The 13,106-nt window shown below is 68.1% G+C and carries 14 protein-coding genes; 5 read left to right on the top strand and 9 right to left on the bottom strand.

Annotated elements, in window-relative coordinates; translation table 11 throughout:
* The first annotated feature begins 16 nt into the window (after positions 1-16).
* Entirely contained in the window at positions 17-1,801 is a 1,785-nt protein-coding gene (gene msbA, locus AC1VNX_RS18350) for a lipid A export permease/ATP-binding protein MsbA (protein WP_483158141.1), read from the top strand.
* A 24-nt stretch (positions 1,802-1,825) separates the two neighbouring features.
* On the opposite strand, the gene rng is transcribed toward msbA, so the two are convergent.
* The 9 genes from rng to AC1VNX_RS18395 form a co-directional block, all read right to left on the bottom strand.
* Positions 1,826-3,352: a ribonuclease G gene (gene rng / locus AC1VNX_RS18355; protein WP_483158143.1), complete on the bottom strand. Its 1,527-nt coding sequence runs from the start codon at positions 3,350-3,352 to the stop codon at positions 1,826-1,828.
* Between the two features lie 7 nt (positions 3,353-3,359).
* Positions 3,360-3,962 carry a Maf family protein gene (locus tag AC1VNX_RS18360; protein WP_483158145.1) on the bottom strand — a complete coding sequence of 201 codons (603 nt, stop codon included), beginning with the start codon at positions 3,960-3,962 and terminating at the stop codon, positions 3,360-3,362.
* A gap of 23 nt (positions 3,963-3,985) precedes the next feature.
* The gene (locus AC1VNX_RS18365) at positions 3,986-4,669 is read right to left on the bottom strand and encodes a phytanoyl-CoA dioxygenase family protein (RefSeq protein WP_483158147.1); all 684 of its coding nucleotides are present in this window, start codon (positions 4,667-4,669) and stop codon (positions 3,986-3,988) included.
* Entirely contained in the window at positions 4,666-5,133 is a 468-nt protein-coding gene (gene rlmH / locus AC1VNX_RS18370) for a 23S rRNA (pseudouridine(1915)-N(3))-methyltransferase RlmH (RefSeq protein ID WP_070060813.1), read from the bottom strand. The genes AC1VNX_RS18365 and rlmH overlap by 4 nt, the downstream gene beginning before the upstream one ends.
* Positions 5,130-5,792 (bottom strand): ribosome silencing factor, encoded by a 663-nt coding sequence (gene rsfS, locus AC1VNX_RS18375; RefSeq protein ID WP_483158150.1) that lies wholly within the window; start codon positions 5,790-5,792, stop codon positions 5,130-5,132. The genes rlmH and rsfS overlap by 4 nt, the downstream gene beginning before the upstream one ends.
* Positions 5,792-6,439, bottom strand: coding sequence for a nicotinate-nucleotide adenylyltransferase (gene nadD / locus AC1VNX_RS18380; RefSeq protein ID WP_483158152.1), 648 nt, complete (start codon positions 6,437-6,439; stop codon positions 5,792-5,794). Before nadD ends, rsfS begins: the two co-directional genes overlap by 1 nt.
* A 133-nt stretch (positions 6,440-6,572) precedes the next feature.
* Positions 6,573-7,490, bottom strand: coding sequence for an oxygen-dependent coproporphyrinogen oxidase (hemF, locus tag AC1VNX_RS18385; RefSeq protein WP_483158154.1), 918 nt, complete (start codon positions 7,488-7,490; stop codon positions 6,573-6,575).
* Positions 7,490-8,788 carry a phosphoribosylamine--glycine ligase gene (gene purD / locus AC1VNX_RS18390; RefSeq protein WP_483158156.1) on the bottom strand — a complete coding sequence of 433 codons (1,299 nt, stop codon included), beginning with the start codon at positions 8,786-8,788 and terminating at the stop codon, positions 7,490-7,492. The genes hemF and purD overlap by 1 nt, the downstream gene beginning before the upstream one ends.
* Before the next feature lie 55 nt (positions 8,789-8,843).
* Positions 8,844-9,569: a YebC/PmpR family DNA-binding transcriptional regulator gene (locus tag AC1VNX_RS18395; protein WP_295979864.1), complete on the bottom strand. Its 726-nt coding sequence runs from the start codon at positions 9,567-9,569 to the stop codon at positions 8,844-8,846.
* A gap of 126 nt (positions 9,570-9,695) precedes the next feature.
* Between AC1VNX_RS18395 and AC1VNX_RS18400 the strand changes: the two genes are divergently transcribed.
* The 4 genes from AC1VNX_RS18400 to AC1VNX_RS18415 are packed head-to-tail and all read left to right on the top strand — an operon-like array spanning position 9,696 to position 13,100.
* Positions 9,696-10,484, top strand: a complete 789-nt coding sequence (locus AC1VNX_RS18400) for a class I SAM-dependent methyltransferase (RefSeq protein ID WP_483158159.1) — start codon at positions 9,696-9,698, stop codon at positions 10,482-10,484.
* Positions 10,485-10,486: 2 nt separating this feature from the next.
* Positions 10,487-11,521 carry a chorismate transformation FkbO/Hyg5 family protein gene (locus tag AC1VNX_RS18405; RefSeq protein WP_483161979.1) on the top strand — a complete coding sequence of 345 codons (1,035 nt, stop codon included), beginning with the start codon at positions 10,487-10,489 and terminating at the stop codon, positions 11,519-11,521.
* Positions 11,522-11,559: 38 nt separating this feature from the next.
* Entirely contained in the window at positions 11,560-12,357 is a 798-nt protein-coding gene (locus AC1VNX_RS18410; RefSeq protein ID WP_483158161.1) for a lysophospholipid acyltransferase family protein, read from the top strand.
* Complete coding sequence (locus AC1VNX_RS18415) at positions 12,324-13,100, top strand: glycosyltransferase family 2 protein (protein ID WP_483158163.1); 777 nt, start codon at positions 12,324-12,326, stop codon at positions 13,098-13,100. Before AC1VNX_RS18410 ends, AC1VNX_RS18415 begins: the two co-directional genes overlap by 34 nt.
* The last annotated feature ends 6 nt before the right edge of the window (positions 13,101-13,106 follow it).

The raw sequence follows: 13,106 nt of genomic DNA on the forward strand, positions 1-13,106 counted from the left end.
CGTAAAATCCGCCGCCATGCAAGCATCCCCCGGCGCCGAGAGCGCGCGCCCTCCCCTGACGCGCCGTCTGGCGCGACTCATGACCTGGTTTGGCGGCTCCCGTCAATGGTGGGCCCTCGGACTCGTCGGGGCGCTGCTCGCTGCCGTCACCGAGCCGTTGATGGCGGCGCTGCTGAAGCCCCTGCTCGACCGGGGCTTCACGCGCGGCGAAATGCCGCTGTGGTTCGTGCCCGCCGCCGTGCTGCTGCTGTTCGCGGTGCGCGGCATTGCCCAGTTCATTTCCCAGTACGCGCTCTCGCGCATCGCCAACGAAGGCATGCAGAAGCTGCGGCGGGTGCTGTTCGAGCGTCTGCTCGGCGCCGAGCTCGCACTGTTCGCCCGCCAGTCGGCCAGCGCGCTTTCGAACACGGTCGTCTATGAAGTGCAGACCGGCGCGATGCTGCTGGTGCAGGCGCTGCTCGGGCTCACGCGCGACGGTTTCACGCTGATCGCGCTGCTGGGCTATCTGGTCTACCTGAACTGGAAGCTCACCCTCATCGTCGCCTTCCTGGTACCCAGCATCTCCTGGATCATGAAGGTGTTCTCCAAGCGGCTCTACCGCCTGACCCAGCAGGGCCAGCAGGCCACCGACGAGCTGGCCTACGTGGTCGAGGAAAACGTGCTTGCCCACCGCGTGGTGCGCCTGCACGGCGCCGAAGGCGCGCAGGGCCGCCGCTTCGAGCAGTTGAGCCAGCGGCTGAACCGGCTGGCCGTGAAGTCGACCATCGCACAGGCCGCCACCACGCCGCTCACGCAGATGATGGCGTCGCTGGCGCTTTCAGTGGTGGTGATGATCGCGCTGTGGCAAAGCGGCAAGCAGGGCTTCACCGTGGGCGGCTTCGTGGCCTACATCACGGCCATGCTGATGCTGATCGCGCCGATCCGCCGCCTTGCCGAAGTGGCCGGGCCGATCACGCGCGGCCTCGCCGCGCTGGAGCGCGGGCTGATCCTCATCGACGAAGTGGCCCCGGAATCGCAGGGCAGCTTCAGCCTCGAGCATGCCCAGGGCCGCATCGAACTGCGCAACGTGCGGGTCAGCTACCGCGGTGACGACGAGCAGCGCGCGCTCGACGGCGTGAACCTTGTCATCGAGCCCGGCCAGGTGGTGGCCTTCGTCGGCCCCTCGGGCTCGGGCAAGACCACGCTGGTCAACCTGCTGCCGCGCTTCGTGCAGCCCAGCAGCGGCCAGGTGCTGCTCGACGGGCACGACACCAGCGAATGGCAGCTCAAGAGCCTGCGCGCCCAGTTCGCGATGGTGAGCCAGGACGTCGTGATGCTCAACGACACGCTGGCCGCCAACGTGGCGCTGGGCGCCGAGGTCGACCGCGAGCGCGTGCTGCAGTGCATAGAGGCCGCCAACCTGAGCGCGCACGTCGAGATCCTGCCCCAAGGCATCGACACCGTGCTGGGCCACAACGCCACGCAGCTCTCGGGCGGCCAGCGCCAGCGGCTCGCCATTGCCCGCGCGCTCTACAAGAATGCGCCCGTGCTGCTGCTCGACGAGGCCACGTCTGCCCTCGACACCGAATCCGAACGCCTGGTGCAGGACGCCCTTCAGCGCCTGATGCAGAACCGCACCACGCTGATCGTGGCGCACCGCCTCTCGACCATCCAGCACGCCGACCGGATCATCGTGATGGAGCAAGGCCGCATCGCCGAGCAAGGCAGCCACGAGCAACTCATGGCGCTCGACGGGCTCTATGCGCGGCTGCAGACGCTGGCCGTGCGCAGTGCGCCGCCGGGGCAGGACCCGACGCTCTGATTCCGCCCAGCCGGTGCGGCAGGGTCAGAGCAGCACGATGTCGTACTGCCCCTGCCCGATCGCCGGCTCGGCCTGCAGCGAAATCGGCTTGCCGATGAAGTCGCTCAAACCCGCCAGGTGCTGGCTTTCCTCGTCGAGGAACAACTCGATCACCTGCGGCGACGACACGATGCGGAACTCGCGCGGCGTGAACTGCCGCGCCTCGCGCAAGATCTCGCGCATCACGTCATAGGCCACGCTGCGCGCGGTCTTCACGATGCCCTGGCCGCCGCAGGCGATGCAGGGCTCGCACAGCATGTGCGCCAGCGATTCGCGCGTACGCTTGCGCGTCATTTCCACCAGCCCCAGTTGCGAGAAGCCGCCCGCCGTGGTCTTCACGCGGTCGCGCGCGAGCTGCTTGCGGAACTCGGCCAGCACCTGCTCACGGTGGTCGTCGCGGCCCATGTCGATGAAGTCGACGATGATGATCCCGCCCAGGTTGCGCAGCCGCAGCTGCCGCGCGATGGCCTGCGCGGCCTCTAGATTCGTCTTGAAGATGGTGTCGTCGAAGTTGCGTGCGCCGACGAAGCCGCCCGTGTTCACGTCCACCGTGGTCAGCGCCTCGGTCTGGTCGACCACGAGGTAGCCTCCCGACTTCAGGTCGACCCGCCGGCCCAGTGCCTTGGCGATTTCCTCGTCGACCGAATACAGGTCGAAGATCGGCCGCTCGCCCTTGTAGTGCTGCAGCTTGCCGGCCGCCTTGGGCATGAATTCGAGGCCGAACTTCAGCAGCAGCTCGAACTGCTCGCGCGAATCGATGCGGATGGTCTGCGTGTCTTCGCCCGTCATGTCGCGCAGCACGCGCTGCAGCAGGCTCAGGTCCTGATGCAGCAGCGACATCGGCGGCATGCGCATCGAGGCTTCGCGGATGCGCGACCAGGTCTTGCGCAGGTAGGCGATGTCCTCGGCCAGCTCAGCATCGCTGGAATCTTCGCCATTGGTGCGCAGGATGAAGCCGCCCGTGTTGGCCGGCACCACGCCGCCGCTGTCGGCCGCCGCGGCAGCCTCGATGAGTGCCAGCATGCGGTTGCGCAGCGACTCGCGCTGCTCCGCGGGGATCTTCTGCGACACGCCGATGTGGTTGTCCTGTGGCAGGAACACCAGCAGCCGCCCGGCGATGCTGATCTGCGTCGAGAGTCGCGCGCCCTTGGTGCCGATGGGGTCCTTGATGACCTGCACCAGCAGCGACTGGCCCTCGAACACCTGCTTCTCGATGGGCACCATCGGCCCTCCGTTGCGGTGGTCGCGCTCGGGCGCCGGCGCGCTGGGGCGCGAGCCCGGCGTGAAGGGCGCCACGATGTCGGCCACGTGCAGGAAGGCAGTGCGTTCCAGGCCGATGTCGATGAAGGCCGACTGCATGCCCGGCAGCACGCGCGACACCTTGCCCAGGTAGATGTTGCCGACCAGCCCGCGCTCAAGCGTGCGTTCGACGTGCAGTTCCTGCACCGCACCGTGCTCGATCAGCGCCACGCGGGTCTCTTGAGGAGACCAGTTGATCAATATGTCCTGCATGTAGTTCTCAGGTTTTGAATCCGGCGGCTCGAAGCAGCCCTGCCGTCTCGAACATGGGGAGGCCCATGATGCCCGAATAGGACCCGCTGATGTGCTCGATGAACGCGGCTGCCGCACCCTGGATGGCGTACGCGCCGGCCTTGCCCAGCGGCTCGCCGCTTTCGGCATAGCGCGCGATCTGCGGCTTCGTGATGTCGGCGAAGCGCACGCGCGACACGCTGAGCGCGGCATGGCTCTTCTTGCCATGGTGCAACGCCACGGCAGTGAGCACACGGTGCGTGGTGCCGGAAAGCATCCGCAGCATCCGCGCAGCGTCCTTTTCGTCTTCGGGCTTGCCGAGGATGGCGCGGCCGAGCGCGACCGTGGTGTCGGCGCAGAGCACCGGCGCGTCCGGCAGGCCACGCTTGCGCATCCGGGCCACGGCGGCGTCGAGCTTCAGTCCGGTGACGCGCTGCACGTAGGTGGCCGGGGCCTCGTTGGGCAGCACGGCTTCCAGCGATTCGGCATCCTCGTCGGCGTCGGCCAGCAGCAGTTCATGGCGAACGCCGAGCTGGCCGAGCAACTGGGCGCGGCGCGGGCTCTGCGAGGCGAGGTAGATGAAATCCGGCAAGGTTCAAATCTCCTGTGACCTGGCTATGCGCCGGCCACCGTGTGGTTCCAGGCCAGCCCGTGCGGCAGTCCCGGAGGTCCGAAAAGAAAGTGAAGGACGCGGCGGCGCGCCGGCGACTTCGCGCGCGACGAGGCGTGCAGCAGCAAGGGGTGCATCAGCAAGGCGTCGCCTTGTGCCGCCGTGCAGACCGTTTCGCCATGGGCGGCTCGCAAGGCCTGGGCTTCCTCGCCGTCCAGCCGTCCCGCGCGATGGCTGCCCGAGACGACACGCAGCGGCCCCGCATCGGCGCCGCAGTCGTCCAGATGCACGCGCACGGCGAGCAGTGACTGCAGCAGGTCGATCGGGGGCTGCACATACGGCTCGCCCTCCTTGATGACGGTGGGCATGCCGGCACCCGAGGCGGGGATCGATGTGTCCTGGTGCAGCGCGACCAGCCAGTTCTTGTCAGGCGTCTTGTCGAAGAGCGTGCATTGCACGGCCACCGACTGCGCATCGAGCAGCCCCATACCGGACAGCCGCGCTTTCAGATGGACAGCCATGTCGCTGCAAGGCCGGCGGGCCAGGAGATTGCGGCTGCCCGCCGCCTGCCCCAGCCAATCGTCGAGCGACTGCGCGGCTGCATCCAGCAGCTCGGGTGGCAGCAACGCGGGCACCAGCACATGGCCCCTTGCCTCGAGCAACGCAACCTGCCCGGCGGCGTTCGTCATTCGCGGTGGTAAGGATGGCCCGCGTTGACCGACCACGCACGGTACAGCTGCTCGACCAGCAGCACGCGCGCCATCGCATGCGGCAGCGTGAGGTCGGACAGCCGGATGCGTTCGTGGGCCGCGGCCTTGAAGGCCGGGTCGAGCCCGTCGGGCCCGCCGATGACCAGGGCGACGTCATCGCCCTCGCCCTGCCAGGTCTGCAGGCGCGCGGCGAGGGCCTTGGTGGTCAGCGCCGTGCCGCGCTCGTCGAGCACCACGATGCGCATGCCGCGCGCGATGGCGCCTTCGATGCGCTCGCGCTCGGCCGCATAGAGCGTTTCCAGCGTCTTGGAGCCGCGCGGCTCGGTCTTGACCGCGCGCAGTTCGAGCTTGAGCTCGGGCGGGAAGCGCTTGGCGTAGTCGTCCCAGGCAGTCTGAGCCCAATCGGGCATGCGCTGCCCGACGGCGACCACCAGCAGCTTCATGCGCGGCGGGCTGGCGCCTTCCTGGCGGCCGTCGTCTTCTTTGCCGCCGGCTTCTTGGCAGCGGGCTTGCCCACGACCTTGACCGGCACGCGCGCGGTGGTGGTCTTCCTGGCGGGAGCCTTCTTCGCGGCCGTCTTCTTGGCTGCTGGCGCTTTCGCGGCTTTGGCTTCCTGCTCGGCCGCACGGATCGCGGTCTTGGCGGCGCTCGAACGGCGCAGCGTCGGGGCCTTGGCGGCGGCCTTCTTCTCTTCGGTGACGACCTTCGAGGCAGTCGCCACCGCAGGCTTGGTGCCGCCGAGCTTGGCGCGCACCGGCTTGTCGCCCCAGATCTCTTCCAGGTGGTAGTACTGGCGGATGGCGGGCTGCATGATGTGCGCCACGGCCGAGCCGCAGTCCACGATGATCCACTCGCCGTTGTCCTCGCCCTCGATGCGCGGCTTGCCGAAACCGGCTTCGCGCACCGCGTCGCGCACGCTGGCGGCCAGCGCCTTGGTCTGGCGGTTGGAGGTGCCCGAGGCGACGATCACGCGCTCGAACAGCGGCGAGAGATGCTCGGTGTCGAATACCTTGATGTCCTGCGCCTTGACGTCTTCGAGACCATCGATGATGGCTCGCTGGAGTTTCTGGGTGTCTTTCTTTGCGGCGGCTTCAGTGGTCATCAGGCAGAGCGGTAGAGGTGGTGTTGGTCAATATAGCGTGCAACCGTGGGCGGAACCAGCGAGGAAATGTCCACGCCGAGCGCCGCGCGCCGCCGGATCTCGGTGGCGCTGATGTCCATGGGAGGCAGTTCGAGCGCCTCGAAACGCGCGCCGGGCGGAAGGCCGGGCAGTGATTTCGGATCAAAACGGGCAGTGTCACCCGTCGATAGTGCGCGATACGCTACAGAAACAATAGCAATGCCGAGTATATCCTGCCAGCCATGCCAGGTCGGCAGCGCGCTGGCCTGGTCGGCGCCCATGATCAGCACCAGCTGCGCGCCGGGCTGCTCGCGCTGCAGTTCGTGCAGGGTGTCGAGGGTGTAGGTGGGGCCGTCGCGCAGCACTTCGCGGCTGTCGACCACGACGGTGCCCTTCAGATCGCCGAAGGCCAGCCGGGTCATGGCGAGGCGGTCTTCCTTCGGGGTGAGCGCCCTGCTCTTGTGCCAGGCCTGGCCGGTGGGAATCACGTGCAGCTCGTCGAGATCGAGCTGCGCCATCGCGGCTTCGGCAAGGGCCACATGGGCGTTGTGCGGCGGATCGAACGCGCCGCCGAAAACGCCGATGCGCTGTGCCTTCATCAGCCGCACGCGGGAACTCGACGGCAGCATCGCGAAACTCGAGATGCCTGGCGGATGCGCAGCAACATTCCAGGGATACCGCAGAACCGGCTTTGCCGGGCCGCTGGTATCGCCCCCTGGAAGGGTGTGGGCGAAGCGACACGAAGTGCGCGAAGCCTGGGGGTCATACCCAATCTCGTCGGACGATGAAGTCGCTGTACAGCGCGGCTTCGGGGCTGCCAGGCTCGGGCTGCTGCTGGTAGGCCCAGCTCGCCAACGGCGGCATCGACAGCAGGATCGACTCCGTGCGCCCGCCCGATTGCAGGCCGAAGTGCGTGCCACGGTCCCACACGAGGTTGAATTCCACGTACCGCCCGCGCCGGTAGAGCTGGAAGTTGCGCTCGCGCTCCGTGTACGCCGTGGCGCGGCGGCGCTCGACGATGGGCAGGTAGGCTGGCAGGAAGCCGTCGCCCACCGAGCGGATCATCGCGAAGCCGTTCTCGAAGCCGCCTTCGGAGAAATCGTCGAAGAAGATGCCGCCGATGCCGCGCTGCTCGTTGCGGTGCTTGAGGAAGAAATACTCGTCGCACCAGGTCTTGAAGCGCGGGTACTTGTCGTCGCCGAAGGCGGCAAGCGAATCGCGGCACACGGTGTGGAAGTGCACCGCGTCTTCCTCGAAGCCGTAGCACGGCGTGAGGTCCATGCCGCCGCCGAACCAGCAGACCGGCTCCTTGCCCTCGGGGAGCGCGGCAAGCATGCGCACGTTCATGTGCACGATCGGCACGTACGGGTTGCGCGGATGGAAAACCAGCGACACGCCCATCGCCTCGAAAGGCGCACCCGTCAGCTCAGGACGGTTCTGCGTGGCCGAGGGCGGCAGCTTCGGCCCGCGCACCTGCGAGAAGCCGCAGCCCGCGCGCTCGAAGAGCTCGCCGCCTTCGAGGATGCAGGTCAGGCCGTTGCCCTGCAGCGGCTCGCCGGGCGCCTTCTGCCAGGCGTCGCGCAGGCAGGTGCCGCCGTCGGCCTTCTCGACCGCCGCGATGATCGACTGCTGCAGTCCGCGCAGGTATTCGCCGACCGCCGCCGGATTGGTCTGCTGCATCAGGCGCCGTGGGGGTTGCGCGCGTGCACCGCGCGGAATCCGATGTCCTTGCGGTACTGCGCGCCATCGAAGCTGACGCGCGCCGCGACCTCGTAGGCCCGCTGCTGCGCCTGCTTCACGCTGTCGGCCAGCACGGTCACGCAGAGCACGCGGCCGCCGCTGGTCTTGAGCTCGCCGTTGTCCAGCGTGGTGCCCGCATGGAACACCACAGCATCGGGCGCCTCGGCCGGAATGCCGGTGATGCGGTCGCCCTTGCGCGGCGACAGCGGATAGCCGTGCGCGGCCATGACCACGCCCAGCGCCACGCGGCGGTCCCACTGCAGCTCGACCTGGTCGAGCGTGCCGTCGGTGGCATGCCAGAAGACTTCGAACAGGTCGGACTTGAGCCGCATCATGATCGGCTGCGTCTCGGGGTCGCCCATGCGGCAGTTGAACTCGAGCGTCTTGGGGTGGCCCGTCGCGTCGATCATCAGGCCGGCGTAGAGGAAGCCGGTGTACGGAATGCCGTCCTTTTCCATGCCGCGGATGGTCGGCAGGATGATCTCGCGCATGGCGCGTGCATGCACCTCGGCAGTGACCACCGGCGCGGGCGAATACGCGCCCATGCCGCCGGTGTTGGGGCCTTCGTCGTTGTCGAGCAGGCGCTTGTGGTCCTGGCTGGTGGCCAGTGCGGTCACGTTCTTGCCGTCGCACAGCACGATGAAGCTGGCTTCCTCGCCCTGCAGGAACTCCTCGATGACGACGCGCGCGCCGCCTTCGTTGTGCGACACGCCGAACTTGTTGTCGACCAGCATGAAATCGACGGCCTCGTGCGCTTCCTGCGCCGTCATGGCCACCACCACGCCCTTGCCTGCCGCCAGGCCGTCGGCCTTGACGACGATCGGAGCGCCCTTGGCGTCGATGTAGGCGTGCGCGGCGGCGGCGTCGGTGAAGGCCTCGTACTCGGCCGTCGGGATCTTGTGGCGCTTCATGAAGGCCTTCGAGAAGGCCTTCGAGCTTTCGAGCTGCGCCGCGGCCTGAGTCGGGCCGAAGATGCGCAGGCCGTGCGCGCGGAACTCGTCGACCACGCCGGCGGCCAGCGGAGCCTCGGGGCCCACCACGGTCAGCGCGATCTTTTCCTTGATGGCCCACTCGCGCAGCGCGGCGGGCTCGGTGATGTCGATGCAGTCGTAGCGCTCGTCGCCCGCGGTGCCGCCGTTGCCCGGCGCCACGTACACGCGGCTCACCCGGGCAGCCTGCGCCAGGCGCCATGCCAGAGCGTGTTCGCGGCCCCCTCCCCCAATTACCAGTACCTTCATTCGCGGGCCTTCATTTCTCGCTGTGTTTCAACAAATTTGCATCCGGCGCTCGTGTTCACTCGGACAGCGAAGCGTTGTGATAAACGTCCTGCACGTCGTCGAGGTCTTCGAGCACGTCGAGCAGCTTCTGCATTCTTGCGGCGTCCTCGCCGGTCACGTCCACGGTGTTTTCGGCACGCATCGTGACTTCGGCGGCATCGGGCTTAAGCCCGGCGGCTTCGAGCGCGTTCTTCACGGCCTCGAAGTCGGCCACGGAGGTGATGACCTCGATGGCGCCGTCGTCGTCGGTGACGACGTCCTCGGCGCCCGCCTCGAGCGCCACTTCCATCACCTTGTCCTCGCTGGTGCCGGGCGCGAAGATGATCTGGCCGCAGTGCTTGAACTGGAAGGCCACGGAGCCTTCGGTGCCCATGTTGCCGCCGTGCTTGGAGAAGGCGTGGCGCACTTCGGCCACGGTGCGCACGCGGTTGTCGGTCATGGTGTCGACGATGATCGCCGCGCCGCCGATGCCGTACCCTTCGTAACGAATTTCTTCGTAATTGACGCCTTCGAGGTTGCCCGTGGCCTTGTCGATGTTGCGCTTGATGGTGTCGATGGGCAGGTTGACGGCCTTGGCCTTTTCAACCGCCAGCCGCAGCCGGGGATTGGCGCCCAGATCGGCGCCGCCGGCCCGGGCGGCCACCGTGATTTCGCGAATTGCCCGGGTCCAGAGCTTGCCCCGCTTTTCGTCCTGGCGGCCCTTCCGGTGCTGAATGTTCGCCCACTTGCTATGTCCGGCCATGGCTTTCTATCTCGCTGTCCTGTGTTTCTGTGTCAATCCGAGCAGCCCCGAGTTTACTGTCCGGCGCACACAACGCCGGTCCTGCAGGCCGGATTTCAGGTCTGGGCTTTTGGTGATAATTGTTCGATGACGCCATCGCCTTCCGTCGGGCCCGGGAATCCCGACACCCTGCCGCCACACGCGCCCTTGCCGCTGTACTACAGCAACGAGGCGGAGCACCAGGCGTTCCTGCGGCGCATCTTCGACAGCACCGCGGCCGACTACGACCGCATCGAAAGCGTGCTGGCGCTGGGCACCGGCCCCTCGTACCGCCGTGCGGTGCTGCAGCAGGCAGGGCTCGCGACGGGCATGCAGGTGCTCGACGTGGGCATCGGCACCGGGCTGGTGGCGCGCGAGGCGCTGAAGCTGATCGGCCCCACCGGGCACCTCGTCGGCATCGACCCCAGCCCCGGCATGCTGGGCCAGGTCAGGCTGCCCGGCGTCGAGCTGGTGCGCGGCGTGGCCGAAGCCCTGCCCCGACCCGACGCGAGCTGCGATTTCGTCAGCATGGGCTACGCCATGCGCCACATCAGCGACGTGGCCGCCGCCTTCGCCGAGTTCCATCGCGTGCTGCGCCCCGCCGGGCGCGTGGCGGTTCTCGAGATCACCAAGCCCGAGGGGCGCATCGCAACGGCGCTGCTCAAGGGCTACATGCGCGCCGTGGTGCCGCTGATCGCCCGCGTGATCGGCCGCCAGCGCAATACATCCGAACTGTGGCGCTACTACTGGGACACGATCGAGGCCTGCATTCCGCCCGAACGGGTGATGCAGGCGCTGGCCACCGCGGGTTTGCGCGACGTGCGCCGGCACGCGAGCCTCGGCGTCTTCTCGGTCTACACCGCCACCAAACCAGAAAACACCGCAGAGGCCAGTTGACAGTGCGAGCCCAGGACGAAACCTCTACCTCCCATCTGCGCGTCGAACGCCTTTCGCTGGCCGCCAGCCTGGCACTCGCCGGCGGCGGCAAGGCCCCCTTCGCCGCGCTGGGCTACGGCACGCCGCACGGCGTGGCCTGGATGCCGACGGTCAATGCGCGCGTGCTCTCGCCCGACGGCGCGATGGCCGACGTGTGGCACGCGGGCGGCGCGCAGATCAAGTCGGGCACCACCGGCATCGCGCGCTGGCGCACCGACGGGCACTGGCTGCTCGGCGCCATCGACCTCGACGAGAACGCCGAGAAACAGGGCCTGGCCGAACTGGCGCACCGCGCCTACAGAGACCTGTTCAAGACGCTCGACCAGGCCGGCACGCCGCACCTGCAGCGCATCTGGAACTACCTGCCGCAGATCAACGCCGACGGCGGCGGCCTGGAGCGCTACCGCCAGTTCAACCTGGGCCGGCAGGAAGCGTTTCTCGAAGCCGGCCGCGCCGCCTTCGAAGGCGCGCCGGCGGCCTGCGCGCTGGGCATCCACCAGGGCGCGCTGTCGATCCGCTTCCTGGCCGGGCAGCAGGCGCCGCTGCCTGTAGAGAACCCGCGGCAGGTCTCGGCCTACCGCTATCCCGAAACCTACGGCCCCCGCTCGCCGACTTTTTCCCGCGCCGCGCTGGCGGACATCGGCGACGGCAACGTCGCCCTCTTCATCTCCGGTACCGCGAGCATCGTCGGCCACGAGACCGTGCACCACGGCGACGTGCAGGAACAGACGCGCGAAACGCTGCGCAACCTGCAGGCGGTGATAACCGCCGCCAACGAGCGCTGCAGCGCGACGTTCTCGCTGGCCGCGCTCGACTGCGTGGTCTACGTGCGGCATCCGTCGGACACCGGCACCGTGCGCGCCATCATCGAGCAAGCGCTGGGCGCCGACGCACCGATGTCGCGCCACGCCGTGTACCTCGAAGCGGACATCTGCCGCAGCGACCTGCTGGTCGAGATCGAGGCCCACGCCGTCGCCGCGGGGCAGTTGCGGGCCTGACCGGCTTCTGCCCGGCCGCCCCCCGATTGACCTATTCAATGACTCGCGTGCTGCGATTTCTCACGTCGATTCCGCTCGCGTTGATGCTCTACGCGCTGCTGCTGTTCCTTGGCCTGATTTCCCTGGTCTGGAACGTCTTCGCCATGCTCATCCATCCGGTGATGCCGGCGGCGCCCGCCCGTGCGCTGGGCCGCATGACCATCGCCTTCGCCTACCGCATGTTCTGGTGGCTGGCCTCGGTGACCGGCATGATGCGCATCGACGCCAGTTGCCTCGACCCGATGAGCAAGGAGCCCGGCGTGATCTTCGTGGCCAACCACCCGACCATGCTCGACGCGCTGCTGCTGGTGGCGCGGCTGCCGCGCAGCGCCTGCATCATGAAGGCCGACCTGATGGGCAACATCTTCCTGGGCGCGGGCGCCAGGCTGGCGCGCTACATCAGCAACAAGTCGGCGCGCACCATGGTGCGGCTGGCGGTGAACGACCTGCGCAATGGCGGGCAGCTGGTGATCTTCCCTGAAGGCACGCGCACGGTGACGCCGCCGCTCAACCCGTTCCGCCCGGGCACCACGCTGATCGCCAAGCTGGCGCAGGCGCCGATCCAGACGGTGTTCATCGACACCGACTCGCCCTACCTCGCCAAGGGCTGGCCGCTGTGGCGCGTGCCGCCGCTGCCCATCGTCTTCAGGCTGCGGCTGGGCAAGCGCTTTTCGCCCACGCAGGACAGCGACGTGCTGCAGGCCGAACTCGAACAATATTTCCGACAAAACATGGAGCAGCGCGCCACCGACGCGTCCCCCGAATGCCAGACGCCTCGCGCACACACCTTGTCCTGATCCCGAGCTACAACACGGGCGAGCGCCTGTTCTCCACGGTCGCCGCCGCGCGCGCTCAGTGGAACCCTGTGTGGGTGGTGGTCGACGGCAGCGACGACGGCACCGGCGAGCGGCTGCAGCAGTTGGCCGAGGGCGATCCGGGCCTGCGCGTGTGGGTGCTGCCGCAGAACCAGGGCAAGGGCTCCGCCGTGCTGCACGGCCTGCGCGCCGCGAAGGAGGCCGGCTTCACCCACGCGCTGACGATGGACTCCGACGGCCAGCATCCGGCCGACCTGATCCCCGCCTTCATGCAAGCCTCGCTGCAGCGCCCCGAGACCATGGTGCTCGGCCGCCCGGTGTTCGACGCCAGCGCGCCGCTGCTGCGCGTGCGCGGACGGCGCGTGTCGAACGGGTGGACCCAGCTCGAGACCCTGTTCGCGGGCGTCGGCGACTCGCTCTACGGCTTTCGCGTGTATCCGGTGGCCGACCTGATCGCGGTGATGGCACGCCAGCCATGGATGCGCCGCTTCGACTTCGACACCGAGGCCGTCGTGCGGCTGGCGTGGCGCGGAGTGAAGCCGGTGAACATCGACGCGCCGGTGAAGTACCTGACCGCCGAGGAAGGCGGCGTCTCGCACTTCCGCTATGGCCGCGACAACGTGCTGCTCACCTGGATGCATGCGCGGCTGATGGTCGAGTTCGTGCTCCGCCTGCCCTTGCTGCTGTTGCGCAAGCTGGCGAAGAAGCCGCCGTTCCAGGACTGAGAAAGC

This window comes from Variovorax sp. TLI9-5A (assembly GCF_056867935.1).